The organism is Longimicrobium sp., assembly GCA_036389135.1.
GTDB lineage: Bacteria > Gemmatimonadota > Gemmatimonadetes > Longimicrobiales > Longimicrobiaceae > Longimicrobium.
Genome location: DASVQP010000124.1, coordinates 58,498 through 74,102 on the forward strand (window position 1 = coordinate 58,498; position 15,605 = coordinate 74,102).

The 15,605-nt window shown below is 70.7% G+C and carries 13 protein-coding genes; 9 read left to right on the forward strand and 4 right to left on the reverse strand.

Annotated elements, in window-relative coordinates; all coding sequences use genetic code 11:
* Positions 1–13 precede the first annotated feature (13 nt).
* A complete protein-coding gene (locus VF584_25100) occupies positions 14–850 on the forward strand; it encodes a hypothetical protein (protein HEX8213478.1) in 837 nt (278 codons plus the stop codon).
* A gap of 185 nt (positions 851–1,035) precedes the next feature.
* Here the strand turns inward: VF584_25100 and VF584_25105 are convergent, their stop codons facing one another.
* Positions 1,036–1,953, reverse strand: a complete 918-nt coding sequence (locus tag VF584_25105; protein HEX8213479.1) for a response regulator — start codon at positions 1,951–1,953, stop codon at positions 1,036–1,038.
* A 12-nt stretch (positions 1,954–1,965) separates the two neighbouring features.
* Here VF584_25105 and dacB point away from each other — a divergent pair, with 12 nt between their 5' ends.
* The 3 genes from dacB to VF584_25120 all read left to right on the forward strand — a co-directional run bounded on the left by dacB (position 1,966) and on the right by VF584_25120 (position 5,709).
* Positions 1,966–3,483, forward strand: a complete 1,518-nt coding sequence (gene dacB / locus VF584_25110; GenBank protein HEX8213480.1) for a D-alanyl-D-alanine carboxypeptidase/D-alanyl-D-alanine-endopeptidase — start codon at positions 1,966–1,968, stop codon at positions 3,481–3,483.
* Positions 3,484–3,532: 49 nt separating this feature from the next.
* Positions 3,533–4,861 (forward strand): S41 family peptidase, encoded by a 1,329-nt coding sequence (locus VF584_25115; protein ID HEX8213481.1) that lies wholly within the window; start codon positions 3,533–3,535, stop codon positions 4,859–4,861.
* Positions 4,862–4,941: 80 nt separating this feature from the next.
* Entirely contained in the window at positions 4,942–5,709 is a 768-nt protein-coding gene (locus VF584_25120; protein HEX8213482.1) for a hypothetical protein, read from the forward strand.
* A gap of 101 nt (positions 5,710–5,810) precedes the next feature.
* Here VF584_25120 and VF584_25125 read toward each other — a convergent pair whose 3' ends face one another.
* Positions 5,811–6,263 carry a hypothetical protein gene (locus VF584_25125; protein ID HEX8213483.1) on the reverse strand — a complete coding sequence of 151 codons (453 nt, stop codon included), beginning with the start codon at positions 6,261–6,263 and terminating at the stop codon, positions 5,811–5,813.
* 301 nt (positions 6,264–6,564) lie between these two features.
* Positions 6,565–7,227: a hypothetical protein gene (locus VF584_25130; protein HEX8213484.1), complete on the reverse strand. Its 663-nt coding sequence runs from the start codon at positions 7,225–7,227 to the stop codon at positions 6,565–6,567.
* A gap of 85 nt (positions 7,228–7,312) precedes the next feature.
* Between VF584_25130 and VF584_25135 the strand changes: the two genes are divergently transcribed.
* The 5 genes from VF584_25135 (at position 7,313) to VF584_25155 (ending at position 12,364) form a co-directional block, all read left to right on the forward strand.
* A complete protein-coding gene (locus tag VF584_25135) occupies positions 7,313–7,900 on the forward strand; it encodes a helix-turn-helix domain-containing protein (GenBank protein HEX8213485.1) in 588 nt (195 codons plus the stop codon).
* Positions 7,901–7,980: 80 nt separating this feature from the next.
* Positions 7,981–8,703, forward strand: coding sequence for an ABC transporter ATP-binding protein (locus VF584_25140; GenBank protein HEX8213486.1), 723 nt, complete (start codon positions 7,981–7,983; stop codon positions 8,701–8,703).
* Positions 8,700–10,727 carry an ABC transporter permease subunit/CPBP intramembrane protease gene (locus VF584_25145; GenBank protein ID HEX8213487.1) on the forward strand — a complete coding sequence of 676 codons (2,028 nt, stop codon included), beginning with the start codon at positions 8,700–8,702 and terminating at the stop codon, positions 10,725–10,727. The genes VF584_25140 and VF584_25145 overlap by 4 nt, the downstream gene beginning before the upstream one ends.
* A 22-nt stretch (positions 10,728–10,749) precedes the next feature.
* Positions 10,750–11,025, forward strand: a complete 276-nt coding sequence (locus tag VF584_25150; protein ID HEX8213488.1) for an Lrp/AsnC ligand binding domain-containing protein — start codon at positions 10,750–10,752, stop codon at positions 11,023–11,025.
* A 235-nt stretch (positions 11,026–11,260) separates the two neighbouring features.
* Positions 11,261–12,364, forward strand: a complete 1,104-nt coding sequence (locus VF584_25155) for an acyltransferase (protein ID HEX8213489.1) — start codon at positions 11,261–11,263, stop codon at positions 12,362–12,364.
* A 246-nt stretch (positions 12,365–12,610) separates the two neighbouring features.
* On the opposite strand, the gene VF584_25160 is transcribed toward VF584_25155, so the two are convergent.
* The gene (locus VF584_25160; protein HEX8213490.1) at positions 12,611–15,352 is read right to left on the reverse strand and encodes a hypothetical protein; all 2,742 of its coding nucleotides are present in this window, start codon (positions 15,350–15,352) and stop codon (positions 12,611–12,613) included.
* Between the last annotated feature and the right edge of the window lie 253 nt (positions 15,353–15,605).

A 15,605-nucleotide genomic window follows, 5' to 3' on the forward strand; every position in this document is an offset into this window, starting at 1 on the left:
ACCGGAGCGCAGGATGACCTGTCAAATGTGCGGAGCGAGCGTCCCCGAAGGGCGCACCTCCTGCTTGCAGTGCGGGGCGATGGTGGGGCGCGCCCCGGGAATGGCGGTGGCGGCGCGGAACACGTCGCACGGGCTGGACACGGTGCGCGTCTGCCCGCGCTGCGGCTTTCACGGCACCAGCGTGTCGTACTTCGCCACCGGCACCCACATCCTGGTGCTCGTAGGGCTCGCCGTCGTCACCAGCGGGATCGGGGCGCTCATCTACCTGCTGCTGCGCGGCGGGGAGCGGATCTGCCCCCAGTGCGGGCTCAAGTGGGGACGCGGCGGCTACCTGGCCCCCGCGGCGCCCCCGGGCTCCCCCGGCCAGGCGGCGGCTCCCGAGATCGCGGCGCTCTCCGACGGCGGGGCGAAGCGCGGCTTCGCATGGGTGCTCTGGGCGATGGCCGCGTTCTTCCTGATCATGGGGCTGGCAATGACCGAGGTGGTGCCGCTGGGGATTGCGATTATGGCGGGCGCGGGGGGGTACCTCCTCCGCCGCTCCGCGAACGAGGCGCGCGAGCAGCGCCGCGAGGCGCTCCTGCAGAGCCTGCAGCTTCCCGTGCTGCGCCTCGCCGCCCAGCGCAACGGGCGCCTGACGGTGACGATGGTGGCGCAGGACCTGGGTTGGACGCTCCCCCGCGCCGAAAAGGTGCTCCAGTCGATGGAGGACGGCTTCCGCGTGATGGGCGACGTGACGCCGGAGGGAGTGATCGTCTACGACTTCCCCGAGCTGAGGCACGCTGCCCCGCGTCCCGATCCGAACGCCACCCTCGCCGCTCCACAGGCCCCGGCTCCGCGGCTGATGGCGTGAACATGGCGGCGTAGAAATCGTAGAGGGCACGGAGACCGGATCTCCGTGCCCTCTGTTCCTTTGCATCATCCGCTGGTTACATTCAAAAGCATCAAACAGAGGGCGCAGAGGGAACCACAAGCCGCAGAGAAGCTCTCTCCGTTGTTCTTTCCGTACCCTCTGTGTCTCTGTGTGAGGCCCGCTGTTCAGGGAACCAGATCCGCCTCCGCGATCCCGGTGCCGCCCTCCTGCTTGGCGTCCTGCTTGAGCTCCGCGACGCGCTCGCCGAGGTGCTCCAGCGAGATCCACTTGGCCGGGTCCACGCGCAGGACGGCGGCGGAGAGGCGGGTGACCGGGAAGTAGCGCTCCACGCCGTAGCGGTCGCGCCCCCAATACGAGCCGGCCTCCACCGCCTCCTCCGGCAGATGGGGGATCAGGGCCTCGGCGAAGCGGCGCTGGGCATCCTTGGCGCGGACGCGGGCCTCGTCGGGGGGGGAGAGGAGGACGAAGTCGTCGCCGCCCACGTGCCCCACGAAGACGCCCGGTGCATCGCCGGCGGCGGCCACGGCGGCGCCCACCTCGCGGATCGCCGCGTCGGCCACCGCGAAGCCGAAGCGGTCCGCGAAGGGCTTGAAGTGGTCGAGGTCGAAGTAGCAGATCGCGAAAGGGGAACCCGACGCTCGCCGCCGCTCGACTTCGATGTAGAGCGCCTCGCCGCCGGGGAGCCCGGTGGTGGGGTTGCGGTCGCGGCCGCGGGCGGCCTGGCGCAGGAGGGCCGTGGCGCGCGCCACCAGCTCGCGCGGATCGAAGGGCTTCGCCAGGTAGTCGTCCGCGCCCGCGTCGAAGCCGCCCAGCCGGTCCTCGATCTTGCGCTCCGCGGTCAGGATGAGCACCGGGAGCCAGGAGAGCCCCGGATCGGTCTTGATCTGGCGGCACACCTCGAAGCCGTCCGGCGTTCCCATGCGGTAGTCCAGGACGGCCAGGTCGGGCGCGCGCTGCCGGAGCTCGGCGAGCGCCCGGGTGCCGTTCTCCACGGCGCGCACGGTGAAGCCGGCCGAGGTGAGCACGTCCGTCACCATCGACCGCAGCGCATCGTCGTCGTCCGCCAACAGAATCTCGTTCATCGTCTCCAGGCCGTGACTACTGCTTCTCTGCTCGCTTGCATCGCGCCGCGCCGGCTGGCCACGACGGCTGTTCTGGCGGTGGCACTTCTCGCGCCGCAACGCGCCGCCGGGAATCTAGCACCCCCGCGCCCCGCCGCCACCTCCCAATCTGCGCTTGCGGAGCGGATCGACTCCATCCTGCAGCGTCCGGCGCTCCGCCAGGCGCACTGGGGGATCATGGTGCAGGACGCGGCCACGGGGCGCGTGCTGTACGAACGGCAGGCGGAGCGGCACTTCATCCCCGCCTCCAACCTGAAGCTGGTGGTGAGCGCGGCCGCGGCGCACCACCTGCCGGCCGACTTCCGCTTCCGCACCACGGTGTACGGAACCGGGCCGGTGCAGGACGGCACGCTGCAGGGCGACCTGGTGCTCTTTGGCCGCGGCGACCCGATGATCTCCGACCGCTACTTCCCCTCGCGCACCGCGGTGTGGGAGGCGCTGGCGGACTCGCTGCGCGCGCGCGGCGTGCGGCGCGTGGCGGGCGCCGTGGTGGCGGACGAGAGCTGGTTCGACGCGGATCACGTGCGCGGCGACTGGGAGTCGTACGACACGCGCTGGTGGTACGGCGCGCCCGTCTCGGCGCTGGGCTTCAACGACAACTCGATCGACTTCCGCATCGAGGCCGCGGCGGCGGGCGCGCGCCCGCGCATCACCTGGGAGCCGCAGTCGTCGTACGTGTCGCTGGAGAACACGGCGGCGATGGGCGAGTCCGGGGCCCGCAACACGCTGGACTTCGAGCGCGGCCGGGGCAACGGCGTGCGCGCGTACGGCGTTTTCCCCGCCGGCACGGCGCCGCAGACGGAGCACTTCGCGGTGGCCGACGCGGCCGAGTACGCCGGCACCGTCTTTCGCGAGACGCTGGAGCGGCGCGGGATCGAGGTGGCGATCGACTCCGTGCGCGTGGTGTCCGATCCCGCGCGCTCCTCCTCGCGCACGGCGAGGGTGCTGGCGGAGCACCGCTCCCCGCCGCTGCCGCAGGCCATCGAGCCGATCCTCCTCCGCAGCCAGAACTGGTTCGCGGAGCAGCTTCTGAAGGCGATGGCGCGCGAGGTGGCCGGCGAGGGGAGCTGGGAGGCGGGGCTGCGCGTGGAGCGCGAGTTCCTGACCCGCGTCGTGGGGATCGACACGGCGGATGTGGTGCTGCGCGACGCCTCCGGCCTCTCTGCCGGGAACCTGGTGACGCCGCGCGCCCTGGTGCGTCTGCTGGAGTACGTGCGCCGCACGCCGCGCCAGGCGATGGTGCGCGACGCGCTTCCCGTGTCCGCCGGCAAGGGGTCGCTGCAGGCGCGCTTCACGGAGATGCCGGGACGGGTGCGCGCGAAGACGGGGTACATCGGCAACGTGGACTCGCTGGCGGGGTACGTGACCCGGGCGGATGGGAGCGAGGTGATCTTCGCCATCATCGCCAACGGCTCCGGCCAGCCGTCGTCGCGCATGAAACCGGGGATCGACGACATCGTACGGGCGGTAGCGGCGGATCGCGGACGTTGAGCTCCCAGAGCAGGCGGCAACGTCGACCGCGTCATTCAACAGGACATCCTTGAAGATCATCTACACGCTGGCCGCCACCCTCCTCGCCGCGGCGGGGGCACAGGGGCAGGCGCCCGGCTCCGCGGCCCGGCTCGCGACGTTCGACTCCGCCTGGTCCACGATCCACCGCACCCACTACGACACCACCTTCAACGGCGTGGACTGGCCCGCCGTGCGCACTGAGCTGCGCCCGCGCGCGGCGGCGGCCACCAGCGACGCACAGCTTCGCGGCGTCATCCAGGAAATGCTGGGGCGGCTGCGGCAGTCGCACTTCTACATCCTTCCCGGCGAGGTGGAGGCGGGGCTCACGCGCACCGTGAGCACGCGCGAGGCTGGCGACGGCGATGCGGGGATGGAGCTTCGCCTGGTGGACGGGAACTTCCTGGTGACGCGAGTGGCCCCCGGCGGCGCGGCGGCGAAGGCCGGGGTGCGCACCGGGTGGATCGTGGAATGGATCGGCCGGACGGATGCGGCCGGCGTGCTGCGGAAGCTCGCGCAGCTCCCCGCCGGCACGGACCCGCGCCTGCGCGAGCTGCGCGGGTGGAGCGCGATCGCTCCCGCGCTGATGGGCCCGGCGGGCACGATGGTCCCCGCGCGCTTCGTGGACGCGGGCGGCCGCGCGAGGAACGTGCGCCTGGTGCTGCGCCCCGCGCCGGGGGTGTTGACGCAGTTCGGCAACCTGCCCCCGATTCGCGTGACTGCGGAGCACGAGCGGGTGCGAGCGCCCGGCGGGGCATCGGTGGGCGTCATCCGCTTCAACTACTGGTTCCCGGCGATCGCCGCGCAGATCGACGACGCGGTGAACGAGCTGCGCGGCGCGGACGGCATCGTGATCGACATGCGCGGCAACTTCGGCGGGCTGGGCGGGATGGCGATGGGAGTGGCGGGGCACTTCACCGAGCGGCGCGACACCATCGGCACCATGATCATGCGCCAGAACCGGCTGCAGTTCGTGGCCAATCCGCGCCGCTCCACCCGCGCGGGGGCTTCGGTGCGCCCCTTCGCCGGGCCGGTAGCGGTGCTCACCGACGCGCTCTCCATCAGCACCGCCGAGATCTTTGCCGGCGGGCTGCAGAAGCTGGGGCGCGCGCGCGTCTTCGGAACGCCCTCGGCGGGACAGGCGCTGCCGTCGCTGGCCACGAAGCTCCCCAACGGCGACGTGCTGGTGCACGCGGTGGCGGACTTCCTCGGCCCCGGCGGCTACCGGCTGGAAGGGCCCGGCGTGGTGCCGGACGTGGCGGCGCCGCTCACCCGCGCCGCGCTCCTGGCCGGGCGCGACCCGGCGCTCGAGGCGGCGCTCAGGTGGATCGACGAACAGAAGGGTGCCGGCTCGCGCTGAGCCGTCCCGCAGACCGTGCCGGCAGCCGCCGGCCCACGTGCCCGCAGTGGGCGCACACTCGCAATCCTGGATGGAATCACATGAAGCATAGCTTCGGCCGTACCCTGGCTCTCACGGCGCTGGTGCTCGCGGGTTCCGCGCGCGGCGCCGCCGCGCAGGACCTTCCGCCCGCCAAGCAGATCGTCGACCGGTACGTGGAGGCGATCGGCAAGGGCGCGGCGTCCCGGCAGAACTTCCGCCACGTGGTGGCCGAGATGTCCATGCCGACCGGCACCATGACGATGGACATGAAGTTCGCGCGCCCCAACAAGTTCGTGATGAGCATGGAGATGCCGGGGCTGGGCTCCATGCGCAGCGGCTTCGACGGCGCCCGCGGCTGGTCCGTAAATCCGATGACCGGCGCGCAGCTCATGGACGGCAAGGAGCTGCAGCAGCTCGCCCGGCAGGCCGACTTCGACGCCAGCTTCAACCTCTCGGCTCAGTTCCCCTCCATGACGACCATGGAGCGCTCCACCGCAAACGGGCAGCCCTGCTACCGGGTGCGCATGGTGTCGGCCCAGCAGGACACCGTCTTCTCCTGCTTCGACGTCGCCACCGGGCTGATGTCGCAGATGCAGACCACGCAGGAGTCGCAGATGGGACGGATGCAGACGACCGTGAACATGCTGGACTACAAGGACTTCGGCGGGATGAAGATGCCCACCCGCACCGTTACGCAGGTGATGGGGCAGGAGCTCACGACGACGATCAAATCGGTCAGCACCGATCCCATCGCGCCGTCGCAGTTCGATCCGCCCGCGGAGATCAAGGCGCTGATCCAGCAGCAGCCCGCCGCGCCGAGGAACTAGGCGGAACGGCGGGTCTCACGCGGAGACGCGGAGGCACAGAACGGAGGCACAGAGGACGACTCTGTGCCTCCGTTTTCACTTCCTGAAGGAAACGCCAAGTGCTAGACCGCCCCCCCCGCGATGAAAGTGAACTCGCGGTCGAACACCTGGACTGCCTGCCAGCGCGTTGCAAGGCACCCATGGTCGCGGCTCGGCGTGCATCGGCTGCCCGGTGCCGGTAGCACCGCGTAGTAGTAGTTGGCGTCCTCGTAGAACTCCATGCCCGCCGGCGTGAGGCTGGCACCCGGTTCATGGGGCTGTGTGGTGAGCAGCGCCCGCAGACGCTGGCACGCGGCGGCATCTTGGACTCCACGGATACGGTCGCTCGCGCGCAAGCGATGCTGGCTCTTGAAGGACGTGTAACGGTCCGTGTTGGTGAACAGCTCCATCACGCGAAGCCCCTGGGCCGTCTCGGCAGGGCAGCCGGACTGCCGCGAGGGGGAGAGCGGTTGAAACGCAGTCCCGACTGAACCGCCGTGCAGCGCGACGGCGAGGACAAGGAATAGATAATTCATGGTATGCCGTTCGCTTAAGTTTTCGTTCAGTACCCGAACCGTGGGTCGTGTAGTCGAACAGCGTTTTCTTCGCCATTGAACTGGTGTATTCCGTCACGTCCAGCACCAAACCCGGCAGCGGCGTTCCCGCCCGAGGTACTCGTCCAGCGCGATCTTTCGTATCTGGGACGGATCTGGCAACCAGCGTAAAGCGTCAAAATGTGCGAGTCAGCCCTCATCCTCGGTTCTTCCACCTGCGCGCGCACGATGCGCCAGCGCTTTAAACCCAGCGACGTCCCCGTGGGTCGCACTAGTCCCCGGCTCACGCCCGCTTGCGGCGCTGCTCCGGCGTGCCGCGAATGAGGACGATGCCCGCGGCGATGAACCAGGCGGACTGGGCGAACAGGAGGAGGCCGAAGCCGTGCACGTCCAGGCGGACATGGCCGGAGAGGTACGCGGCGAGGGTGAGCGTGCTGACCGCCGCGCCGGCCACGCCGAGCCAGCGCGGGAAGCTCTTGCGGGCCAGGATCTGCGCGCACCAGAGCAGCACGGCGGCGGACGAGGCGACGATGAAGACGCCCGAGAATGCCCGGCCCGCGAGGCCAACGTAAAGGAAAAGAGCGCTCAGTGCCTCCAGCCTCATTCCTTGCGCCTCCATCATCCGCTGGGCGATCTTCGGACCCACCAAGCCGCTGTTCACCGTCGCGGACAGCGCCGCCACCAGGGCCGTCGCGTAGACGACGAGCGGCAGGAGTGATGGCGCGCGGCCGTTCGCGATCTGCCGGGAGAGCCCGATGGCGCCGGCCATCGACACCGGGCACGACGCGATGCCAAGCGCGTGTGTGGCCAGCGCGACGCGGGCAAGGTGGGCCGCTCCGTCTCCCGACGCCATCAGGTCGCCGCCGGAGGGGTGGAGGCCCATCGTCACCACCCCGCCGATCGCCCCCGCGATGAGTGCCCATCCGCTGAGATTTTCGCGCTGCACGGCTGTCTCCGGTTTGCTGGTTGAGGAGGGGACCCGTGCAACTCTACGTTGCTTCGGCCCGTGCGTCAGGGCGAAAGGGGAGTTCATGAACAACACCGGCCCGGCTGTACGGAATCGTGGCGTGGACCGGCGCGTGGTGCGCACCCGCCGCGCGCTTGGCGACGCGCTGATGCGGCTCCTGCAGGAGCGCAGCCTGGAGTCGATCACGGTACAGGACGTCCTCGATGCGGCGGGGGTGGGCCGCGCCACGTTCTACGGGCACTTCCGCGGCAAGCAGGACCTTCTGCTGAGCCACTTCGAATCCGTGATGGCGTGGATGGCCGCGAGGCTCCAAATCGATTCGCCCGAGTCGCGGCGCGTGGCACCGGTGGCCGAGATCTTTGCGCACGTCGCCCACGCCCGCGAGCCGATTGCCGCAGTCGCCGCATCGGGCCAGCTCGAGGCGCTGTGGGATTTGGGACGCTCTCACATGGAGGCGATGATCGCGGGCCGGCTCGCGCTGCTCAACCCGGGCGAATCGCCGCAGCGGATGGCCATCGCGAGCCACTTCTGCGCGGGGGCGCTCACGGAGCTGCTCCGGTGGTGGCTCTGGCGCCCGGACCGGCCCACGCCGGAAGAGATGGACGCCATCTACCACGAGATGGTTTGGAACGGACTGCCTCCAAGCACATAACCGCCCTCCCGCACTGGCCCGCGCCGAGGGGCGCGTCGTATCTTCCGCGCGTCCCCCCATTTCCCATCCGTCCTGGCGCGATGATCGAGCTTCACCGGCTGACCAAGCGGTACGGCGACTTCCACGCGGTTCGCGACCTTTCGCTGCGCGTCCCAGGCGGCGAGGTGTACGCGCTGCTGGGCGCCAACGGGGCGGGGAAGACCACCGCGCTCCGCTGCCTGGCGACGCTGCTGGAGCCGTCGTCGGGGACGGCGCGCATCGCGGGGTTCGACGCGCGCACCCACCCGCTGGAGGTGCGGCGCAGACTCGGCTTCCTGGCGGCGTCGATGGGTCTGTACGCGCGCCTCACCGCCCGCGAGCTCCTGCGCTACTTCGCCGACCTGCACGGCGTGCCGGCGGCGGAGGCTCTGGCGCGCATCGAGGCGGTGGTGGAGGCGTTCGGGCTGGGGGAGTTCGCGGACCGGCTGTGCGGCAAGCTCTCCACCGGCCAGCGTCAGCGCGTCTCCATCGCCCGCGCCGTGGTGCACGACCCGCCCGCGCTGGTGCTGGACGAGCCCACGCTGGGGCTGGACGTGCTGAGCGGCGAGTCGATCTATCGCTTCGTGGAGGATGCGCGCGACCGGGGGTGCGCCGTCGTCTTCTCCACGCACCAGATGAGCGAGGTGGAGCTGCTGGCGGACCGCGTGGGGATCATCGCCGGGGGGCGGCTGGTGGCGGAGGGGACGGTGGACGAGGTGGTGGCGGGGAGCGGCGAGGCAAGCCTGTCGCGCGCCTTTCTGCGCATCGTGCGGGAGGCCGCGTGAACCTGCGCACGGTGAAGACGGTAGTGCGGAAGGAGCTTCGCGAGACGCTCCGCGACCGCCGCACGCTGTTCATGATGCTCGTCATCCCCACCCTGCTGTACCCGGCGCTCTTCGTCGCGCTGGAGCAGCTTGCCCTCTTCGGCCAGCGGCAGCTCGAGGAGCGCGCCCCCACCGTCGCCATCGCCGGGGGCGAGGACGTGAGGGAGTTCCTGGCGCGCGACACCCTGCTCCGCGTCGTTCCCGCCGCCGACGCCACGGGGGCCGCGGTGCGCGCGGGACGGGTGCAGGCCGCGGTCGTGGTGGAGCCCGCGCCGCACGCGGAGGCCACGCGCACCGTCCGCGTGCTCTTCGACGAATCGGACGACCTCTCACGCCGCGCGGGGCAGATGGTGGCCGATCGGCTGGGCGCGTGGGGCGACACGCTGCTGGCGAGGCGGCTGGAGGCGCGCGGGCTCCCAGCGGGGTTCGCCGCGCCGCTGGCGGTGGCGGACTCGTCGGTGGCGACGGCGCAGGAGGCGGGGGGGTACGCGCTGGGCCGCTTCCTACCGGGGATCCTGGTGCTGATGACGCTGCTGGGCGCCTTCTACCCCGCCATCGACATGGCCGCGGGCGAAAAGGAGCGCGGCACGCTGGAGACGCTCCTGACCGCGCCCGTTCCCCCGCGCGAGATCGTCACGGGGAAGTTCCTGGCGGTCGCGCTGCTGGGGATGACGGCGGCGGTGGTCAATCTGCTGAGCATGCTGCTGACCTTCCAGTCGGGCGTGTTCCGCTTCGGCAAGGCGGCCAACCTCCAGTTCTCGCTGCCGTGGGGCTCGGCGTTGCTGGTGCTGATCGGCCTGGTGCCGCTGGCGGTCCTCTTCGCCGCGCTCTTTCTGGGCATCGCGGTACGGTCGCAATCGTTCAAGGAGGCGCAGAACGCGCTCACGCCGGTGCAGCTCGCCGTCATCATCCCCGTGATGCTGGTGGGGCTCCCCGGCATCGAGGCGAGCCCGCTGATCGCGGCGCTGCCGGTCGCCGGAGTGGCGATCCTCTTCCGCGACCTGATGTCGGGAACGGCGCGGCTGGGGCCGGCGCTGATCGCGTTCGGGGCGTCGATGGCGTACGCGGGGCTGGCGCTCGTCTTCGCGGCGCGCGCGTTCGGGCGCGAGGACGTGCTGTTCGGCGCCGGGCCGGGGACGGCGCCGCGCCGGTGGAGGGAACGGATGAAGCAGTGGCGCGGCGCGGCGCGGGGCATCCCCCTGCCGGCCGAGGGCTTCGCCTTCGTGGCGGTGCTGGCGCTCCTCTACTTCCATCTGGGCGCCGCGCTGCTGGGCAACCTTGGTGAGCGGGGGCTGCTCCTCTCGGAGATTCTCCTCCTGGCGCTCCCCGCCATCGCCTTCGCCACGCTGGGGCCGTACGACGCGCGCCGCACCCTGGCCCTGCGCCGGCCGAGCGGGCGTACGCTGGCGGCGGCGCTGCTGATCGCGCTCGGGGGGATTCCGCTGGGGTGGCTGATCGGATGGCTCCAGCTCCAGTTCTTCCCCGACGCCGCTGCCGCGCTCAGCGGGCTGGAGAAGCTGGTGACGGCGACCGACGCGCGGCGCGCGCTCTGGCTGCTCGTGCTGGTGGCGCTCACGCCGGCCGTGTGCGAGGAGCTGGTCTTCCGCGGCGTTCTCCTGCAGTCGCTCGGTCGCGAGGTGCCGATGGTACGCGCGGTGGCGGTCTCGGCCCTGATCTTCGGCGCCTTCCACCTGTCGCAGGAGACGGCGATCCGCTTTCTGCCGACGGCGTGGATCGGGGTGCTGATGGGACTCGTGGTGTGGCACGGCCGCTCGATATTCGCGAGCATGCTGATGCACTTCGTCAACAACGGCGTCGTCGTGCTGATCCTCTGGCAGCCCGAGGTGCGCCGATTCCTGCTGAACGGCGAACGCCCGGCCACGCTCCCGTTGCTGGTGGCGCCCGTGCTGCTCGGCGCCGGCATCTGGCTCCTCCCGCGCCGCAGCGCCGCGCCGGTTGACCCGGTGGCGGCGCCCGCCCAGTGAACCCGAACCTACGGAGATCCGCATGGTTGCCGCCGTGGTCCTGATCCGCGCCGTTCCCGGCGACGTTCCCGCCCTCGCCCGGCGCATCGCCGGCATCGACGGCGTCGCCGAGGTCTACTCCGTCTCGGGCGACTGGGACCTGATCGCCATCGTGCGCGTCGCCGAGTACCAGCGCATCGCCGAGATCGTCACCGAAGAGATCGCGCAGGTGCAGGGAATCGAGCGCACCAACACGCTGACGGCGTTCCGGGTGTTCTCGAAGCAGGACCTGGGGGCGGCGTGGGACATGTTCGATTGAGGTCCACCGCACGGTCCGCGCTGTTCGGCGACGCCGCAGCAATCGAACAGATGGTCTCACACAGAGCCACAGAGCGAACTGAAAGAACGACTGGAGGGGCTCTGTGCCCGTCCTTCGCTCTGTGTGTTCTGGGTGCGGAGCGCAGCGGAGGCATCAAAGGCGTTGCGGTGCACCGGGTGCAGCATTAGCGTAATTTCCTGCCCTCCGTTGTAAGACGTACCCGCCCGCCGAGCCGATGAACTACAAACAGTATCGGGCCCGCGCTCACTTCGCTGAGCTGGACGGCCTTCGCGCGCTCGCGATCCTGGGCGTCCTGTTCGCGCACATGCCGGGGGAGGTCTGGCGCCACTTCGCCGGGTACCTGGGCGTCGACGCATTCTTTGTGATCTCCGGCTTCCTGATCACCACGCTCGCGTTGCGCGAAGAGGAGACCCGGGGCCGGCTGGACGTGCGGGCGTTCTTCATCCGGCGCAGCTTTCGCCTCTTCCCCGCGTACTACCTCACCCTGGGGCTGTATGCCATCCTCCTGCTGGTTCTCGGCTTTACGCCGGAGCGGCGGGAGCATTTCGTCACCTGGCTTCCGGCGTACCTGTTCTACTTCCAGGAGGTGCCGTTCTTCACCCTGCCGAGCACTTCGTACCCCTTCTTTCACAGCTGGTCGCTGGGGATCGAAGAGAAGTTCTACGTGGTGTGGCCCTTCCTGGCGTTCGTGCTCCTGCGCGGGCGCGCTTACGCGCGTCCATGGGTGGCGCTCGCGGGAGCCTTGCTCTGCTCCGCGGCGACGGCGATCCACCCCGCCGGCGAGTTCGTGTTTCCGTACGGCGCCATCCTGGCGGGATGCCTGGTGGCGCTCCTGCTCCAGGAGCAGCGGAGCTTCGAGCGCGTGCGGGTGCTCAGCCGTCCCGCGGTCGTGGGCGGGCTGGCGCTGGCATGGCTCGCGATCCACATCGCCGTGGCGGCGGGCTTCTCGGCCGTGCGTCCGTCCTATGCCCTGGTGGTGGCCGTATTCCTGGCCGGCGTGGTGACGACGGAGGGGCGCATCCGCGACGCGCTCTCGGTGAAGCCGCTCACCAAGGTCGGTACGTTGTCGTATGGTGTGTACCTGCTTCACCTGCTCGTGCGGAACGTCGTGGAGAAGGTGATCCCGCCGCAGCAGGACGGGGCTGCCGCCCAGCTCGCCACCTTTGTCCTCACCGTGGCGCTGTCGCTCGCCGCCGCGGAGGTGATGATGCGCCTGGTGGAGCGCCCCATGCGCGACTACGGGCGACGGCTGAGCGCGCGGGTACAGAGGCGTGAGGCTCCTGCCGTTCAGGTGCCTGCTTCGCTCGCCGTGTCCTGACCGGCTGCGGGCACGACCAAAGGGGCCGGCATTGCGCCGGCCCCTTTTTCGTGGTGGTGTGTGGCGGCCCGGCCGGCGCCGGTGGCGGGCATCGGCGCCGCAGCCGGGGGATGAAATGAAATGAATCCCCCGGCTGCAACTACGGGAAGCCGGCTGAAGCCGGCTCGTGAAACGCGGAAATGGACCCGGAGTCCGCGCAGGCGGACTTTGTGCTGTTGTTGCCGCGAGTTCACTCGCCCGGCACCTTCAATCCCGCCGCCGCCCGCCTTTGCGGCCCTTGCGAGCGCCGCCGGTGCGGGCGGGGGCGCCGCCGCGGCCCTTGTGGCGCTGGCCTCGGCGGCGGCTTCCTTCCTCCTCGCCACCGCCGCCGCTCTCGGAGCGGGGGCCGCGGTCGCTGCTGGCGTGGCCTCGTCCCCGGCCCTGCCCGCGGCCTCGGCCGGGGGCGCGCTCGGCGCCGCCGCGCTTGGGGCGGTGGGGTGGGTCCTCGGGGCGCTCGCGGAGCATCGCCTCGCGCGCTTCCTCAAGGGTGGCGGCGCGGATGGCGTCGCGCTTGCCGCGGGTGACCGTCCAGTGGAGCGGGCGGTCGAACTCGGGGACGTCCTCGTCGTCGATGTAGTTGAGGAGCTTGGCTGGAATGCGGGCGCGCACCACCGGCTCGCCGTCCTCGAAGGCGTAGTCCAGCGGGTACTCGCGCCCTTCCAGGTAGACGTGGTCGGGAAGCGACATCCAGCGCTCGCGCTCGGCCGGGTCCACCAGCGAGTCGGCCTCGATGCGCAGCGGCGTCTCCAGGAAGTCGGCGTACGAGCCGACGCCGGCGAGCTGCGCGGCGATCGTCTGCGCCATCGTTTCTTCGCTGATCCCCGCCTTGCCGCCCGACTTGCGATGCACCTGCCGCAGGTGGCGCAGCGCCTCGCGGTTGGCGGCGGCGTCGCGGTGGAACGCCTCGCCGCTGACGACCGCCTCCGCCAGGGCTCGGCGGCAGGCATCCTCCATTCCCTCGGGGAAGCGGTCGATCGGCTGGTCGTCGGAGTCCAGGACGAAGCCGTGGTACTCCACCGAGCTGCGCAGCCGCAGCGGGTGGCGGCGGTGCGCGGCGTCGTAGACGACTTCCGGCTCCTCGCGCGCGGCGTGCTTCACCAGCAGCTTGTACGGCAGCTGCGTCCCCGCGATGGAGCCGCGCGCCTTCCCCATGCGGTCCGCGAAGAAGTTGATCTCCCCCGCCACCGGCCCCCAGGTGCCGCACACGCTCGTCTTGCCGACGCGCACCTCCTCGCCCCACGACGTCTCCTCGTCGATCACCAGCGAGAAGGGCATCACCCTGGCCAGCAGCTCCTGCCACTCGCGCTCCAGCTCGCGGCCGAGCGGCGGAAGGTTGCGCGGGAGCTCCAGGTCCAGCGAGCGGAAGATGGAGGCGATGGCGAGCGCCGCGTCCTCGATCGACCTCACCAGCACGCCCCGCTCGTCCGCCCACGCGGCCAGCGCCTCCTCGTCGAAGACGTGCCGCGGAAGGCCGTAAACGTGCCCCAGCGTGCCGCAGGTGACCAGCGCGTCCTGGTAGATGCGGTACGCCGTCAGGTGGTCGCTGCCGGGGACGATGTACCGGCTGATGTCGTTGTCCTGCTGGCGGAGCATGCGGTGCAGCGAGTCGATGGAGGCCATCGCGGCCACCAGCGGCACCATCCGCTCCTCCGCCTGCACCAGCAGCTCGCCCCAGGGGCGGTCCACGGGCAGGACTTCGACTTTGCGGCCGTAGTCGGTGAGGCGGTTGTTGGCGATGAGGCCGCGCTTGGTGAGCGTCTCCACCGCGCGGCGGTAGGCGATGCGGTCCAGGGGGACCGGAAGGTCCAGCTCGTCGGCGCGCACGCCCATGTCGGCGCAGGTCATCGCCACACGCTCGGGGTCGCCGGCGAGCTGGAAGTTGGGCGCGGTGGGGCGGAGCGAGCCGAAGTCGATCTCGCGCTCGCTCAGGATCCACACCTCGCCGTTCTCCACGCGCCCGTGCACGCGCCCCGCCATCTGCAGGATCTCGTTGTTCCCCAGCGGCTTGCGCGTCAGCACGCTGCGGCCCTTTTCGACCAGCGTGGTGAACTGCGCGTCCTCGATGACCACCGTGTCCAGCCCGCGGATGTTGAGCGCGGACTGTCCGGCGGCGGTCATGGAGAGGATGAAGGGATGCGGCGCTCCCTCGCCTTCCAGGAACGGGCGCAGCTTCGCGACCGGCTCGCCGCCGTGGTAGAACTCGGTGAGCATCTCCGGATACCGCTCCGCCACCGCCTTCACCACCTGCTCCGTCCCCGCGCGCGTGGGCACGAAGACGGCGACTCCGCGCTTCTCCTTGCGCACGTGCCGCATGAAGCGGTCACCCAGGAAGGCGCCGGGGTTCAGCGTGTTGGAAACGCGCACCGTGGCCGCGCGCCCGGGATCGAAGGCGGAGCTTTCAATGACGGCGGCCGAGCTGAGGTACTCCTTGTAGAACGTGGGATCGACGGTGGCGGAGAGCCAGACGAAGCGGCACCCGGCGCGCTTGGCGAGCGCCAGGCACAGCTCCAGCTCGGCCGAGGTCTGGTGGATCTCATCGACCACCACGATGTCGTTGCGATCGATCAGGTTGTCCTGCAGCCAGCGCCGCGCGATCCCCGTCGTGACGATGACGACGTTCCAGGTCGGCGTCTCGGGCGTGGCTTCGCGCTCGCGGTTGACGACGCCCACGCGCAGATCGGGCCCCACGACCGCCTCCGCGATGGGGCGGATGGCGAGCGTCTTCCCCGTGCCCGTGCCCGCGACGATGCCGAAGCCTGAGCCGGCCGCCGCCAGCTCGCGGATCTCGCCGCCGTGCTCGCGGTTGATGATGGTCTCGACGCCGGTGAGCTGCACGCCCAGCTCGATGGTCTCGCAGGCGGCGCGGGTGGGCGCGAAGACGACGACGCGTCCCTCGGGGGGGCGCCCCGGATAGCGTTCCGAGGGGGGTGTCGTCGAAACCTGGACCATGGATCACCGGACGTTGGGATGGGCTGGTTGACGCGGCGCGCGGGGCCGGGCCAGTATGTCGCGAAGAGGCGCACGAGCAAGAACCCAGCCATTTCCAGGTCTCGGCGATGTGAACTCTGTTCGTACGCGACCGAAGTCGCCGCCTGTTCCGGCCTGGGCCCCGGAGGACGCGGAACAACATGGACGCCCACGAGTTTCGACTAGCAGGAAAATCGGCAGGTGATCGGAGGATCAACTGGCGTGTCCCACACAC